We start from the raw sequence: 12,063 nt of genomic DNA on the forward strand, positions 1-12,063 counted from the left end.
GGGCTTCGTTATCGACCTGCCGTCGTCCCTTACTGCGCCTGCGCCACCGGCCGCACCAGCGACGTCACGCGGCGCACGGTCACGCGGCGGTTCTGCTGTTCACCCGCCTGCGTGCGCACCTTGAGGTAACGCTCACCGTAGCCCTGCGGCACGAGGTTTTCGGGCGGAATGCCATAGACATCCGTCAGCAACGCGGCCACCGCTTCGGCGCGCTGGTCGGACAGGATCAGGTTCTTCTGGTCGGAACCGACGGCATCGGTATGACCCTCGATGAGGAAGGTTTCGCCCGGATCGCGGTCGAGAACCTTGGTCATCGCATCCGCCACCTTGCGCAAGGTCTTCGCCTGGCTCATCGGCACCTCGGCACTGCCGGATGCGAAGGTGATGGTATCGAGATCGATGCGGCGCACCTTGTCGCGCAGGCGGGCGGAATAACGCACCTCGTCGATCGAATAGGTGCGCTCGACCCGCTCGACCGGCGGCTCGGCCAGGAACTCGTAGTAATCGCGGTCCATATCCTCGGACGTATCGACGATGTAGTCGCTGACCGGGATGCGCAGGCGCATCGGCGGCAGGTCGTCGCCGGCGTCACGGACCAGCGGCGGACGGCTGCGGTCTGCTTCCGGCGCAAAGACCAGCAGGTGCTCTTCGCCGTCTCGGCCGATGCGCGTGCGCTGGATGACGTCGCCATAGGCGTTATAGATCGTCACCAGCCGCACGCCGTTCGAGCGCACGATCGTTTCCCGGGTACGACCCCGCGACAGTTCCTCGTAGAAACTGTCCTCCGCATCCCGGCGCAGCCGCGGCCGGTCGTCGCTGCGCACCACGTAGCGGTCGTCGACGCGCAGGACGGTCCGATTGTCGTTCTGCTGCACGATGCTGATGTTGTTGATCGTATTGTTCACCGTGTTGTTGTTGATCGTCGTGCCGCCACTCTCGGTGCCGCCGCCATTGCGGCCCGCCGGCAGTTCGAACTCCGGCGTTTCCTTGATGCGCCGGCCCTTTTCCTCGATCTGCTGGCGAATCACCTTGGTTTCCACCGCCGTGGCGGTCGCCTGTGCCTCGGCATCGCTGGTTGGCGGCTTGATGTTTTCTTCCTCGTTGCGCTGTGCCTCGCGCTGTTTGCGCCGCTCTTCGCGTGAGGTCTGGCCGCCGCTGTTGTCGGCGTCCTTGTCGCTGTCGAGCACGGCGGCACCGTTCTCGACCGGGAGAACGACCGTCTCGCTGGTTTGGGACGGATCGGCGGCGATCGCCTGCTTTTCTTCCTGGCTGCGCGTGTCGACGATTTCCGGCACGACGACGGGCTGGGTCGTGGTTTCCCCGGCATTCTGCTGATCGGCCGGCTGCTGGCCGTCGGCGGTTGCCGGCTGGTTTTCCTGAACCGGCTGTTCGCCCTCGGTCACCACCGGCTGCTGTTCGTCGCCGGCGGGTTGCTGCTGCTGTTGGTCCTGCGCGGTCGTCGGCTGGTCGCTTGTAACCGGCTGCTCGCCTTCCGTGACCACAGGCTGTTCCTGCGTCTGCTGCTGCTGTTGCTCCGCAGCGCGCTGGGCATCTTCCGCAGCCTTCTGCTCGGCGGCGCGTTGCGCCTCTTCGGCAGCCTGCTGTTCGGCGGCACGCTGGGCTTCCTCGGCAGCCTTCTGTTCGGCAGCACGCTGCGCCTCTTCGCCGGCCTGCTGCTCGGCAGCGCGTTGTGCTTCTTCGGCAGCTTGTTGTTCAGCAGCCCGTTGCGCTTCCTGGGCAGCCTGTTCCTCGGCAGCACGCTGCGCTTCCTGGGCGGCCTGCTGTTCAGCCGCACGCTGTGCTTCTTCGGCGGCCTGTTGCTCGGCGGCGCGCTGTGCCTCCTGGGCGGCTTGCTCCTCGGCAGCCCGCTGGGCTTCCTGCGCGGCCTGCTGCTCAGCCGCGCGCTGGGCTTCTTCGGCAGCTTGTTGTTCGGCGGCGCGCTGTGCCTCCTGGGCGGCTTGCTCCTCGGCAGCCCGCTGGGCTTCCTGGGCAGCCTGCTGTTCAGCGGCGCGCTGCGCCTCTTCGGCAGCCTGTTGTTCGGCAGCGCGTTGTGCTTCCTGCGCAGCCTGTTCCTCGGCGGCACGCTGGGCTTCCTGGGCAGCTTGCTGTTCGGCAGCGCGCTGCGCTTCCTCGGCAGCCTGCTGCTCCTGTAGCTGACGCTGTTCATCGTCGCTGGCTTGGGCCACCTCGTAGGTGCGCAGGGCACCATCGGCCAGCGCCGGCCCCGTCATCAGCACGGCCGAAAGCGGCAGCGCCACGGTGGCGAACAGTGTGGATCGAAGGGTCATGAGCTTGTTTCCTCGTTGCCAGGACATTCGTATCGGCCATCCTGCACACGGATACGGGCAGGATGCGTTTCTCCCCAAAAAAGTAGGAAACGGCGCCTTAACCGGCGATGAATGGCGCGCCCTGCGCAGCAATGCGCCGAAACCGGATTTGTTCCCCCAACCACCGTTGGGCAAATCCCACGCGGCCGTCTTCGCCTTTCGGTGGGTTCGTTTGTTTTCAGGTTGATTTTATGCGAAAGCAGATGAATATCGAAGGAAGGTGGTGCAGGTTCTCCACCTTAAAACGGGTGACCGGAAAAAATCAAACGGCAGGCACCCAGCCAACAGAGAGGATCCTCATGCGTATTTCTACCCGTCTTCTGGCGGCAGCATCGATCGCAGCCATGTCGCTTTTCGCCGGCTCGGCACTTGCAGAGGGCGAAAAGATCATCATCGGCACCGAAGGCGCCTACCCGCCCTTCAACAATCTGGAAGCCGATGGCACGCTCACCGGTTTCGATATCGATATCGCCAAGGCACTCTGTGAAGAGATGAAGGCCAACTGCGAGTTCGTCACCCAGGATTGGGACGGCATCATCCCGGCGCTGCAGGCGAAAAAGTTCGACGCCATCATCGCGTCGATGTCGATCACGCCGGAGCGCAAGGAAAAGGTCGACTTCACCGACAAATATTACAACACCGGGCCGGCGATCGCCGTGCCGAAGGATTCGACGATCACCGAAGCGACCGAAGATGCCCTCGACGGCAAGGTCATCGGCGCACAGTCCTCGACCACACATTCCAACTATGCCGAAGCGCATCTGAAGAAATCCGAGCTGAAGCTGTATCCGACCACGGACGAATACAAGCTGGACATCTCCAACGGCCGCATCGACGGCGTGGTCGACGACGTGGTCGTCCTCTCCGAGTGGGTGAAGTCCGAGGCCGGCGCCTGCTGCAAGATCCTCTCCAAGCTGCCGATCGACATCGAGATCAACGGCCCCGGCGCCGGCATCGCCGTGCGCAAGGGTGACGATGCCCTGCGCGAAAAATTCAACGCTGCCATCAAGGCGATCCGCGCGAACGGCAAGTACAAGGAAGTCAACGCCAAGTATTTCGATTTCGACGTCTACGGCGATTGAGATCGGTAAAGTCTGATAACCCATGGCGGAAGGCTTGCTCTTCCGCCATTTTTGTTTGACAAAGATGACAACAACGACAAGCGGCCGATCCATATATGAAGGCCGCCAAGGGGATGTACCGGCATGAGCGGATTGTTTTCCGCCTTGGGCTCGTTCTGGGCCTGGATTACCTATGCTCTGGATCCGCTGTGCGGACCGGTCGGCCTTTTTTCCCTGTTCGGCTCATCCAGTCTGGTTGCCTGCGGCGATACCGGCTGGGGCGACGAGATTGCGCTTGGCGTCAAGGTTACGCTGACGCTGGCGCTTTCCACCCTGCCGCTCGGCTTGCTGATCGGTTTTTTCGTGGCGCTCGCCATGCAGTCGAAGGACCGGACGCTCCGTCTCGCCGCCGGTATCTACACCACCATCTTCCGTGGCCTTCCTGAGCTCCTGACGCTGTTCATCGTCTATTACGGCGCACAGATCCTGATCCAGTCGGGGTTGGCAGCCATCGGCTTCGAGGAGCGCATCGAGATCAACGCCTTCTTCGCCGGCATGCTGGCGTTGTCGGTCGTCTTCTCGTCCTATTGTTCGGAAGTGCTGCTCTCGGCCTTCAAGGCAATCCCTCACGGGCAATACGAGGCCGGCGACGCGCTCGGCCTACACCGCGGCCGCACCATGCTGCTGATCATCGTGCCGCAACTGGTGCGCATCGCCCTGCCCGGACTGGGGAACCTCTGGATGAACCTTCTGAAGGATACGGCCCTGGTCTCGGTCATCGGCCTGTCGGATATCCTGCGGCAGACCGGCGTGGCCGCCAAGGTCAGCAAGGAAGCCTTCTTCTTCTATCTTCTCGCCTGCCTGCTGTTCCTGTTCCTCGCCGTCGTCTCCTCGGGCGGCCTGCGGCTGATTGAACGCTGGGCGCGGCGATCGGAGGTGCGCCGGTGAGTTTTGTCGATCGCATGATCCCGCCCCGCCCCGCGCCTGCCATCGAAACCAAATCCGTCTCGGCCGCGCGTATCACCGGCATCCTGTTGCTTGTTCTGTGGGCCTCGCTCGCCGCGGCGCTGGCCTATATGATGATTTCCAACTGGGATACCGACAAGTTCGTCCGCTACGGGCCGCGTTATCTCTCCGGCCTGTGGGTGACGGCCTCGCTCGTCACCCTGTCGATCGTCTTTGGCGCCGCCCTTTCCTTGCCGATTGCCTTTGCCCGCATGTCCGGCAACCGTGTGCTGAACGGCATCGCCTATGCCTATGTCTACATCTTCCGCGGCACGCCGCTGCTGGCGCAGCTCTACCTGATCTATTACGGCCTCGGCTCCTTCCGGCCGCAGCTGGAATCCGTCGGCCTGTGGTGGTTCTTCCGCGAGGCCTGGTATTGCGGATTGTTGTCGATGACGCTCAACACCGCCGCCTACCAGGCGGAAATCCTGCGCGGCGCGATCCAGAGCGTGCCCAAGGGACAGCATGAGGGCGCCCAGTCGCTTGGATTGCCGCCGACCGTGACCTTCCGCAAGATCATCCTGCCGCAAGCGCTCATCGTCGCGTTGCGGCCCTATGGCAACGAAATCATCCTGATGATCAAGGGATCGGCCGTCGTCGCCGTCGTCACGGTGCTCGATCTCATGGGCCAGACGCGTTACGCCTTCTCGCGCACATTCGACTACCAGGCCTATCTGTGGGCGGCGATCTTCTACCTCTCCATCGTCGAGGTACTGCGCCATGTCTGGGCGGCCATCGAAGCGCGACTGACGCGGCATCTCAAGCGCTGATCCGGTTAGCAGCACTCTCCGGACATTGCTGCTAACGTTTTGAAATTTCTATCGAAAAGGCTCATACACGGACTTTCGTAAAGCAGCCGTTAACCCTCGCATGTTTCCATTTCAAGGACCACCCGACATCAGAGTGGAGCTTTGAAAGCGAGGTTGTCGATGAACAAGGACATGGAACTGCAACTGAAGGGCTACGGTCTCACCACGGCCCATATCCTCTACCGCATGCCGGACCACCCGACCATTCTGCAAACCTTCGTCTGGCAGGCCTACGACCTCGCCCCCGACTTCCCGGAAATGAAGACGTTTCTGAAATTCTGGCAGCAGAAGCTCGACGGCCCGCTGCACTCCGTGCGCTATTTCCACCGCAAGCTCATCTCGGCCAGCGAATGGCGCGGCCTCAGGGGCGAATTCATCCTCAATTGAAGCGGTCCGGACAGACCGGCGCAGCGAAACGGGCGGCGCGGCAAAGCGTTCCCTTGCCAATCGGCCTTGCGGAGCTTAGAGGCAGTCGAAACGACTTCAGCTAGGAACCGGCCATGACCAAGATCGACGAAGAAGCGCTCGCAGAAGCCTACAATCGCGCCCTGGCGCTTGAAAAAGCCGGCGATGTCGATGCCGCCGTCAAGGCTTATCAAGAGGTACTGGCGCTCGACCCCGAGGACCACGGCGGGGCCGCCGTCCGTATCGCCGCCATGGGCCGGGGCGACACGCCACCCAAGGCGCCTGACGCCTATGTCGAAACCCTCTTCGACCAGCATGCCGAAGTGTTCGAGGACGTGCTGGTCGAGCAGCTGGGTTATGCCGTGCCGATGATGGTGCGCCAGCGGCTGCAAGCCCTCGGCCTCGGGCCGTTCAAACGCCTGCTCGACCTCGGCTGCGGCACCGGCCTGACCGGCGAAGCGCTGCGGGACATGGTCGATGACCTGACCGGCATCGACATTTCCGAAAACATGGTGGAAATCGCCCACGAAAAGGAAGTCTACGAGACCCTTTACGTCGCCGAAGTCGAGGACTTTCTCGAAGACAACGACGACGAGCCGTTCGACATCGTCACCGCCACCGACGTGCTGCCCTATCTCGGCGCGCTCGAGCCGCTGTTCTTCGGCACCGCCGAAAACCTGCTGCCCGGCGGCATCTTCGCCTTCTCCTCGGAAACCCTGCCGGAAGAAACCTTTGCCGGCCGCGCCTACATGGTCAACGCCAAGCAGCGTTTCGCCCACACGGAAGGCTATGTCCGCGACCGCCTGGAGGCCACCGGTTTCGAACTCATCGACATCACCAACATCAACGTGCGCATGGAAGAGGGCCAGCCGACGCCGGGTCATCTGGTGATTGCAAGGCTGAAATAAGCCGGTCACAGCGACCGGGTTGCGGAGCAAGCCCGATCGCCGTGGTTATGCCCTTTCCCCGCCCCTGCCTTTCGGCTAAGCCTGTCGCTCGATTTCTGAGGAGCAGCACGCATGGCAAAAGTCGCATTCATCGGCCTTGGGGTCATGGGATATCCCATGGCAGGCCACCTGAAGACCAAGGGCGGACACGACGTCACCGTCTACAACCGCACCTTCTCGAAGGCGGAGGCCTGGGTGGCGGCTTACGGCGGCAAGGCGGAAAAGACGCCGGCAGACGCCGCCCGCGATGCGGATTTCGTTTTCACCTGCGTCGGTAACGACGACGACCTGCGCTCCGTCACCATCGGCGAGGACGGCGTGATTGCCGCCCTCAAGCCCGGTGCCGTGCTGATCGACAACACCACCGCCAGCGCCGAAGTCGCCCGCGAGTTCGACGAAGCCGCTCGCGCCAAAGGTTGCGCCTTCATCGACGCCCCGGTCTCCGGCGGCCAAGCGGGCGCGGAAAACGGCGTGCTCACCGTCATGTGCGGTGGCGAGGAAGCCGTCTTCGAAAAGGCGCGGCCGGTCATCGACGCTTATGCCCGCATGGTCGGGCTGATGGGGCCTGTCGGCAGCGGTCAATTGGCCAAGATGGTCAACCAGATCTGCATCGCCGGCCTCGTGCAGGGGCTCGCGGAAGGCATCCACTTCGGCAAACAGGCCGGTCTCGATATCGAGAAGCTGGTCGAGGTCATCTCCAAGGGCGCGGCCGGCTCCTGGCAGATGGAAAACCGCCACAAGACGATGAACCAGGACAAGTACGATTTCGGCTTCGCCGTCGACTGGATGCGCAAGGATCTCGGCATCGTGCTCTCCGAAGCCCGCCGCAACGGCGCCAAGCTGCCGGTGACGGCACTGGTCGACCAGTTTTACGGCGACGTCCAGCAGATGGGTGGCCGGCGCTGGGATACGTCGTCCCTGCTCGCCCGCCTGGAAAAGAAATGATGACGGCGGCCCCGGCGCGCATCCTGGGCCTATGTCTTGCCCTGTTTTGCGCTGCCGGGGCACCGGTACACGCGTCTTCTGCCCAATCGCAGGAGGTCGAGACGGAGATCGTCGAGGTCCTGCATCGGACGATCGCCGCCTGCTGGTCGCTGCCGGCGACACAGGTGGCGCAGCCGGTCGTCACCTACCGCATCCATCTCGCCCTTGATGGCGCGCTCATCGGCGAGCCGGAGCTTGTCGCGCCCACCGGCGAGGACGGCAAAAATCCGATCGCCGCCAGCGCCCGCCGCGCCATCCTTCGCTGCGCCCCGTTCACGGCCATGCAGCCCTATGCGGAAAGCTACGACGTCTGGAAACAGATAGATCTGCGTTTCGACGCATCGGATCTGCGATGACCGACGACACGCCCCGTCCGGATTGGGACGCGCAACAGCTGTGCGCCTATCTCGAAACACTGCGGTCGGAAGCCAATATCGCCGGCATGGCCCGTTTCGGCATCGTCACGGACAGGGCGCTCGGCATTTCCAATCCAGACCTGCAGAAGATCGCCCGCAAGGCAAAACGCAACCACGAACGCGCCATGGCTCTGTGGAACAGCGATATCCGCGAGGCGCGCATGCTGGCGCTCTATACGGCCGAGCCGAAACGCCTGACACCATCACAGGCGCAGACCTGGGCCGGCGATTTCAATTCCTGGGAAATTGTCGACACCGCCGCAGACCTGTTCGTAGAGGCCGGCCTGACTGCCCTTATCCCGGTTTTTGCCAGGGACGAACGCGAATTTGTCCGGCGCACCGCCTTTGCCATGATCGCCGGCGCTGCGGTCCATATGCGCAAGGAGCCCGACGAGACCTTGATCGCCTTCCTGACGCTGATCGAAACGCATGCTTGCGATCCGCGCAACTTCGTCCGCAAAGCCGTCAACTGGGCACTTCGCAACATCGGCAAACGCAATCGCGCCTGCCATGCCGCCGCCCTCGCACTCGCCCACCGCCTCGCCGAGAGTTCGGACAAGACGGCACGCTGGATCGGCAAGGACGCCGTGCGGGAATTGACCAGCGAAAAGATCCTGAACCGCCTGAAGCCGTAAAGCCCGATGGAACCGGCTTACTCCTCGCCGGCCTTCTGGTTTTCCAGAACCATGTAATCCAGCGGCAGCTGCGTCGTGTATTTGATCTGCTCCATGGCGAAGGCAGAGGAGACGTCGCGGATCTCGATCTTGGCGATCAGCCGCTTGTAGAAGGCGTCATAGGCGCCGATATCGGGCACCACGACGCGCAGCAGGTAGTCGACATCGCCGCTCATGCGGTAGAATTCCACCACCTCAGGGAAATCCACCACCACTTCCGAGAACCGCTTCAGCCATTCGATCGAATGGGCATTGGTGCGGATCGAAACGAACACCGTCACCTTGGTGTTGACCTTGACGGGATCGAGAAGCGCCACACGGCGGCGGATGACGCCATCCTCTTCCATCTTCTGGATACGGCGCCAGCAGGGTGTCGTCGACAGGCCGACCTTCTTGGCGAGGTCTGCCACTGCAAGCGTCGAATCCTCCTGCAGCAGACGCAAAATCTTTCGGTCCAGTCTATCCATCACTTCGGCCCCTAGCGAATTATTTTCTCTTTATACCGCAAAAATCGCCCAAAGGAAGAATATTGTTTCATTCACAGACGTTCCCGAACCTGCTTTCTGAGGAAAGACAGCAATTCATCCTCGAACCACGGATTTTTCCGCAACCATCCGGTGTTTCTCCAGCTCGGATGCGGCAAGGGCAGCACTTTCGGCCCTTCTTCCGCCTGCCAATACTGCCGCCATGCCATCACCGTGGCGGTCATCGAGGCCTGTCGTCGCGGCCCGAGATGCCACGCCTGCGCGTACTGGCCGACCGCCAGCACCATGTCGACCTGCGGCATGGCATCGATTGCCCTCTGCCGCCAGAACGGCGCGCATTCGCGGCGCGGCGGCAGGTCGCTGCCCTTGGCATCATAACCGGGAAAACAGAAGCCCATCGGCACGATGGCGAAACGGCCGGCATCGTAAAACGTCTCGCGGTCGACATCGAGCCAGGCGCGCAGCCGGTCGCCGGAAGCATCGTTGAACGGCAGCCCGCTCTCATGCACCCGCAAGCCCGGTGCCTGGCCGGCAATCAGAATCCGCGCCGTCGCCGACAGCACCACCACAGGCCGAGGCTCGTGCGGCAACCGGTCCACCATGCCGCGCGCCGGCGCGTCGCGACAGAGACGACAGGCGGCAATCGCCGCCGACAAAGCCTCAAGCGTCTCTCCACTCACGGCGTAGCCTCCCGCAGGCCGAGCCGGAAGGCTATGGCGTCGAGCCAGGACGGTACCTCCGACATCATGCCGTCGCGGTGGCGCCAGTCGGCCGGCCTGTCGAACGGTCCGGACCAGATGCCGGTTTTATCGCGGCGCGCGGCCTGTTCCTCGGTATCATACCGGCCGGTAGATACGGCGAGACCATGCCGGACCAGTTCCGCAGCGGGATCTGCCCCATCGACGCTGCAGGTTACCAGGAGACGTCCGTAGCGGTCGCGGTCGCGGCCGCTGCATTGCACCTGCCGGTTGGCAAGCGTCTCCTGCAGCCGTGTTCGGGCCGCCTCGCCGCAAGCCCAGACCTTTTCACCCTCACCGCAGGATTGCCGAAGTTCCGGCGCGTCGAGGCCGACAAGCCGCAGCCGGCCACTTTCAGTCGCCAGCGTATCGCCATCGACGACCTCGAAAGGCCCCTTCATCTCTACCTCTCTTGCCGCCTGCAGCTTGAGCGCGATCAGGCCGATGAAGGCGAGAAGCGCAAAGGTCGTCACCCCGTCGCGCAGCAGGCGAAAACCGCGTTTCACACTTTCGTCCCTATTCCCAACAAACCCTGAGTAAAGATGGAAAACAAATTCTTTCCCGGCAGCAATCTCTTAAGGATTCGCCGCTAGGCTGCAATCATCGACCGGTATTGCGTTCATTGGACCCATGAGTAAAGGCGTCAGCTCCTCGACCGACAAGATCATCGTGGATCTTTCCCGCAGCCATAAGAACAAGGCTGTGGCAAAGGCCGTGCGGACGACCCGTGAGCGCCTGCAATCCAGCCAGTCCGGCGCGCTGCTCTTCGACCGCGAAATGATGATGATGCATCTTGGCGCGGTGCTGCAAGGCGCCACGGTCGTGCCGCTGCTCGTCATCCTGATCACCGCCGCCGGCACCTATTTCAGCCGCGACCTGGCGCTCATCGGCTGGGCCTTGATCGCGCTCACCTTCCATTCGGTGAACATCCTCATCGCCCGGCGCGCCAATGGTCAGGAGATGTCGGCGGAAAACGCGCTCAAATGGCGCAAATGGCTGCTCGCAGGCCAGGTTCTGAACGGTTGCGGCTGGGCCTATTTCGCCCTGCAGGGCTGTGATGTCTGCCAGGGCAATACCTATACGCTGTTCAAGGGCGCGGCCCTGTTGGTGGCTCTGTCGGCCACGGCCCTCGCCAACTTTCTCTTGCGCCGCTCCGTGCTCTTCGCCTTCGCGCCGACGGCAATCGCGCTGGGCATCAAGACGGCGCTCACGCGCGACGTGCTCGACATCGGCCTCACGGCCATGGTCGTCACCGCGCTGGTCTTCTTCATCTACATCACCGACCGGCTGTTCCAGTCGAACCAGAAACTCCTCTCCTTCCAGTCGGAAAAGGACGACCTGATCGCCGAACTCGAGGTGGCGAAATCCATGTCCGACGAAGCGCGGCGCCGCGCCGAGGAGGCCAACCTCGCCAAGTCGCGCTTCCTCGCCTCGATGTCGCACGAACTGCGCACGCCGCTCAACGCCATCCTCGGCTTCTCCGAAGTGATGGCGACGGAAGTCATGGGGCCGCTCAACAATCCGATCTACAAGGAATACACCAACGATATCCACCGTTCCGGCCAGCATCTGCTGAACCTGATCAACGAAATCCTCGACCTGTCGCGCATCGAGGCGGGGCGCTATGATCTGAACGAGGAGGCGATTTCGCTGCTGGAGATTTCGGAAGATTGCATCGGCATGGTGCAGCTGCGCGCCCACGGCAAGAACATCACCATATCCTCGCAGTTCGAGCCGGAACTGCCCTCCGTCTGGGCCGACGAAAAATCCATGCGGCAGGTGGTGTTGAACCTGCTCTCCAATGCGGTGAAGTTCACGCCCCAGGGTGGCGAGATCATGGTCAAGGTCGGCTGGACCGCCGGCGGCGGGCAATATCTGTCGATCAAGGACAATGGTCCCGGCATTCCGGAAGACGAAATCCCCGTGGTCCTCTCCGCCTTTGGCCAGGGCTCGATCGCCATCAAGAGCGCCGAGCAGGGAACCGGCCTCGGCCTGCCGATCGTCCAGGCGATCCTCGCCAAGCACGACGGTCAGTTCACGCTGAAGTCCAAGCTGCGCGAGGGCACGGAAGTCATCGCCATCCTGCCCGCCAAGCGCGTGCTGCAGAGCCTGCCCGCGGTGGAAGAGGCGCAGGCAGTGGCACGCCGCAAGAAGAGTTTCGCCTGAGGGCAGTTTCAGACGCAAGGCGGGACGCGGCAAGGCAAGGCTGCCTC

The 12,063-nt window shown here is 62.8% G+C and carries 14 protein-coding genes; 10 read left to right on the forward strand and 4 right to left on the reverse strand.

The features are described from left to right. Window positions 1–29 precede the first annotated feature (29 nt). Window positions 30–2,288 carry an OmpA family protein gene (locus ACSQ3I_RS15365; protein ID WP_436000307.1) on the reverse strand — a complete coding sequence of 753 codons (2,259 nt, stop codon included), beginning with the start codon at window positions 2,286–2,288 and terminating at the stop codon, window positions 30–32. Between ACSQ3I_RS15365 and ACSQ3I_RS15370 the strand changes: the two genes are divergently transcribed. The 9 genes from ACSQ3I_RS15370 (at window position 2,287) to ACSQ3I_RS15410 (ending at window position 8,589) form a co-directional block, all read left to right on the forward strand. Then, window positions 2,287–2,514 carry a hypothetical protein gene (locus tag ACSQ3I_RS15370; RefSeq protein WP_436000309.1) on the forward strand — a complete coding sequence of 76 codons (228 nt, stop codon included), beginning with the start codon at window positions 2,287–2,289 and terminating at the stop codon, window positions 2,512–2,514. The two genes, ACSQ3I_RS15365 and ACSQ3I_RS15370, sit on opposite strands and share 2 nt — an antisense overlap. Window positions 2,515–2,626: 112 nt before the next feature. Beyond that, the gene (locus tag ACSQ3I_RS15375; RefSeq protein WP_436000311.1) at window positions 2,627–3,409 is read left to right on the forward strand and encodes an ABC transporter substrate-binding protein; all 783 of its coding nucleotides are present in this window, start codon (window positions 2,627–2,629) and stop codon (window positions 3,407–3,409) included. A gap of 123 nt (window positions 3,410–3,532) precedes the next feature. Continuing rightward, on the forward strand, window positions 3,533–4,336 hold the full coding sequence (locus ACSQ3I_RS15380) for an ABC transporter permease (RefSeq protein WP_436000313.1): 804 nt from the start codon (window positions 3,533–3,535) through the stop codon (window positions 4,334–4,336). Further along, the gene (locus ACSQ3I_RS15385) at window positions 4,333–5,163 is read left to right on the forward strand and encodes an ABC transporter permease (protein WP_436000315.1); all 831 of its coding nucleotides are present in this window, start codon (window positions 4,333–4,335) and stop codon (window positions 5,161–5,163) included. The genes ACSQ3I_RS15380 and ACSQ3I_RS15385 overlap by 4 nt, the downstream gene beginning before the upstream one ends. Window positions 5,164–5,322: 159 nt before the next feature. Beyond that, window positions 5,323–5,589: an usg protein gene (locus ACSQ3I_RS15390; protein WP_436000317.1), complete on the forward strand. Its 267-nt coding sequence runs from the start codon at window positions 5,323–5,325 to the stop codon at window positions 5,587–5,589. 113 nt (window positions 5,590–5,702) lie between these two features. Then, window positions 5,703–6,515 carry a methyltransferase gene (locus tag ACSQ3I_RS15395; RefSeq protein ID WP_436000319.1) on the forward strand — a complete coding sequence of 271 codons (813 nt, stop codon included), beginning with the start codon at window positions 5,703–5,705 and terminating at the stop codon, window positions 6,513–6,515. A gap of 111 nt (window positions 6,516–6,626) precedes the next feature. Further along, window positions 6,627–7,499: an NAD(P)-dependent oxidoreductase gene (locus tag ACSQ3I_RS15400; protein WP_436000321.1), complete on the forward strand. Its 873-nt coding sequence runs from the start codon at window positions 6,627–6,629 to the stop codon at window positions 7,497–7,499. Further along, complete coding sequence (locus ACSQ3I_RS15405; protein WP_436000323.1) at window positions 7,496–7,894, forward strand: hypothetical protein; 399 nt, start codon at window positions 7,496–7,498, stop codon at window positions 7,892–7,894. Before ACSQ3I_RS15400 ends, ACSQ3I_RS15405 begins: the two co-directional genes overlap by 4 nt. Then, on the forward strand, window positions 7,891–8,589 hold the full coding sequence (locus ACSQ3I_RS15410; RefSeq protein WP_436000324.1) for a DNA alkylation repair protein: 699 nt from the start codon (window positions 7,891–7,893) through the stop codon (window positions 8,587–8,589). Before ACSQ3I_RS15405 ends, ACSQ3I_RS15410 begins: the two co-directional genes overlap by 4 nt. Before the next feature lie 17 nt (window positions 8,590–8,606). On the opposite strand, the gene ACSQ3I_RS15415 is transcribed toward ACSQ3I_RS15410, so the two are convergent. From ACSQ3I_RS15415 to ACSQ3I_RS15425, 3 genes are all read right to left on the reverse strand, one after another. Further along, the gene (locus ACSQ3I_RS15415) at window positions 8,607–9,095 is read right to left on the reverse strand and encodes an Lrp/AsnC family transcriptional regulator (RefSeq protein ID WP_436000326.1); all 489 of its coding nucleotides are present in this window, start codon (window positions 9,093–9,095) and stop codon (window positions 8,607–8,609) included. A gap of 71 nt (window positions 9,096–9,166) precedes the next feature. Next, the gene (locus ACSQ3I_RS15420; RefSeq protein ID WP_436000328.1) at window positions 9,167–9,793 is read right to left on the reverse strand and encodes a uracil-DNA glycosylase family protein; all 627 of its coding nucleotides are present in this window, start codon (window positions 9,791–9,793) and stop codon (window positions 9,167–9,169) included. Beyond that, a complete protein-coding gene (locus ACSQ3I_RS15425) occupies window positions 9,790–10,356 on the reverse strand; it encodes a thermonuclease family protein (RefSeq protein WP_436000329.1) in 567 nt (188 codons plus the stop codon). Before ACSQ3I_RS15425 ends, ACSQ3I_RS15420 begins: the two co-directional genes overlap by 4 nt. Before the next feature lie 124 nt (window positions 10,357–10,480). On the opposite strand from ACSQ3I_RS15425, the gene ACSQ3I_RS15430 reads away from it, so the two are divergent. Beyond that, complete coding sequence (locus tag ACSQ3I_RS15430) at window positions 10,481–12,016, forward strand: sensor histidine kinase (protein WP_436000331.1); 1,536 nt, start codon at window positions 10,481–10,483, stop codon at window positions 12,014–12,016. Window positions 12,017–12,063 lie beyond the last annotated feature (47 nt).

Origin of the sequence: Rhizobium sp. LjRoot30 (assembly GCF_964253915.1) — a bacterium.
Lineage (GTDB): Bacteria > Pseudomonadota > Alphaproteobacteria > Rhizobiales > Rhizobiaceae > Metarhizobium.

Coding starts and splice junctions, on each gene's coding strand:
- ACSQ3I_RS15415 (WP_436000326.1), bottom strand. CDS start 9,095: ATGGATAGACTGGACCGAAAGATTTTGCGTCTGCTGCAGGAGGATTCG.
- ACSQ3I_RS15380 (WP_436000313.1), top strand. CDS start 3,533: ATGAGCGGATTGTTTTCCGCCTTGGGCTCGTTCTGGGCCTGGATTACC.
- ACSQ3I_RS15375 (WP_436000311.1), top strand. CDS start 2,627: ATGCGTATTTCTACCCGTCTTCTGGCGGCAGCATCGATCGCAGCCATG.
- ACSQ3I_RS15370 (WP_436000309.1), top strand. CDS start 2,287: ATGAGCTTGTTTCCTCGTTGCCAGGACATTCGTATCGGCCATCCTGCA.
- ACSQ3I_RS15390 (WP_436000317.1), top strand. CDS start 5,323: ATGAACAAGGACATGGAACTGCAACTGAAGGGCTACGGTCTCACCACG.
- ACSQ3I_RS15400 (WP_436000321.1), top strand. CDS start 6,627: ATGGCAAAAGTCGCATTCATCGGCCTTGGGGTCATGGGATATCCCATG.
- ACSQ3I_RS15430 (WP_436000331.1), top strand. CDS start 10,481: ATGAGTAAAGGCGTCAGCTCCTCGACCGACAAGATCATCGTGGATCTT.
- ACSQ3I_RS15365 (WP_436000307.1), bottom strand. CDS start 2,288: ATGACCCTTCGATCCACACTGTTCGCCACCGTGGCGCTGCCGCTTTCG.
- ACSQ3I_RS15405 (WP_436000323.1), top strand. CDS start 7,496: ATGATGACGGCGGCCCCGGCGCGCATCCTGGGCCTATGTCTTGCCCTG.
- ACSQ3I_RS15395 (WP_436000319.1), top strand. CDS start 5,703: ATGACCAAGATCGACGAAGAAGCGCTCGCAGAAGCCTACAATCGCGCC.
- ACSQ3I_RS15410 (WP_436000324.1), top strand. CDS start 7,891: ATGACCGACGACACGCCCCGTCCGGATTGGGACGCGCAACAGCTGTGC.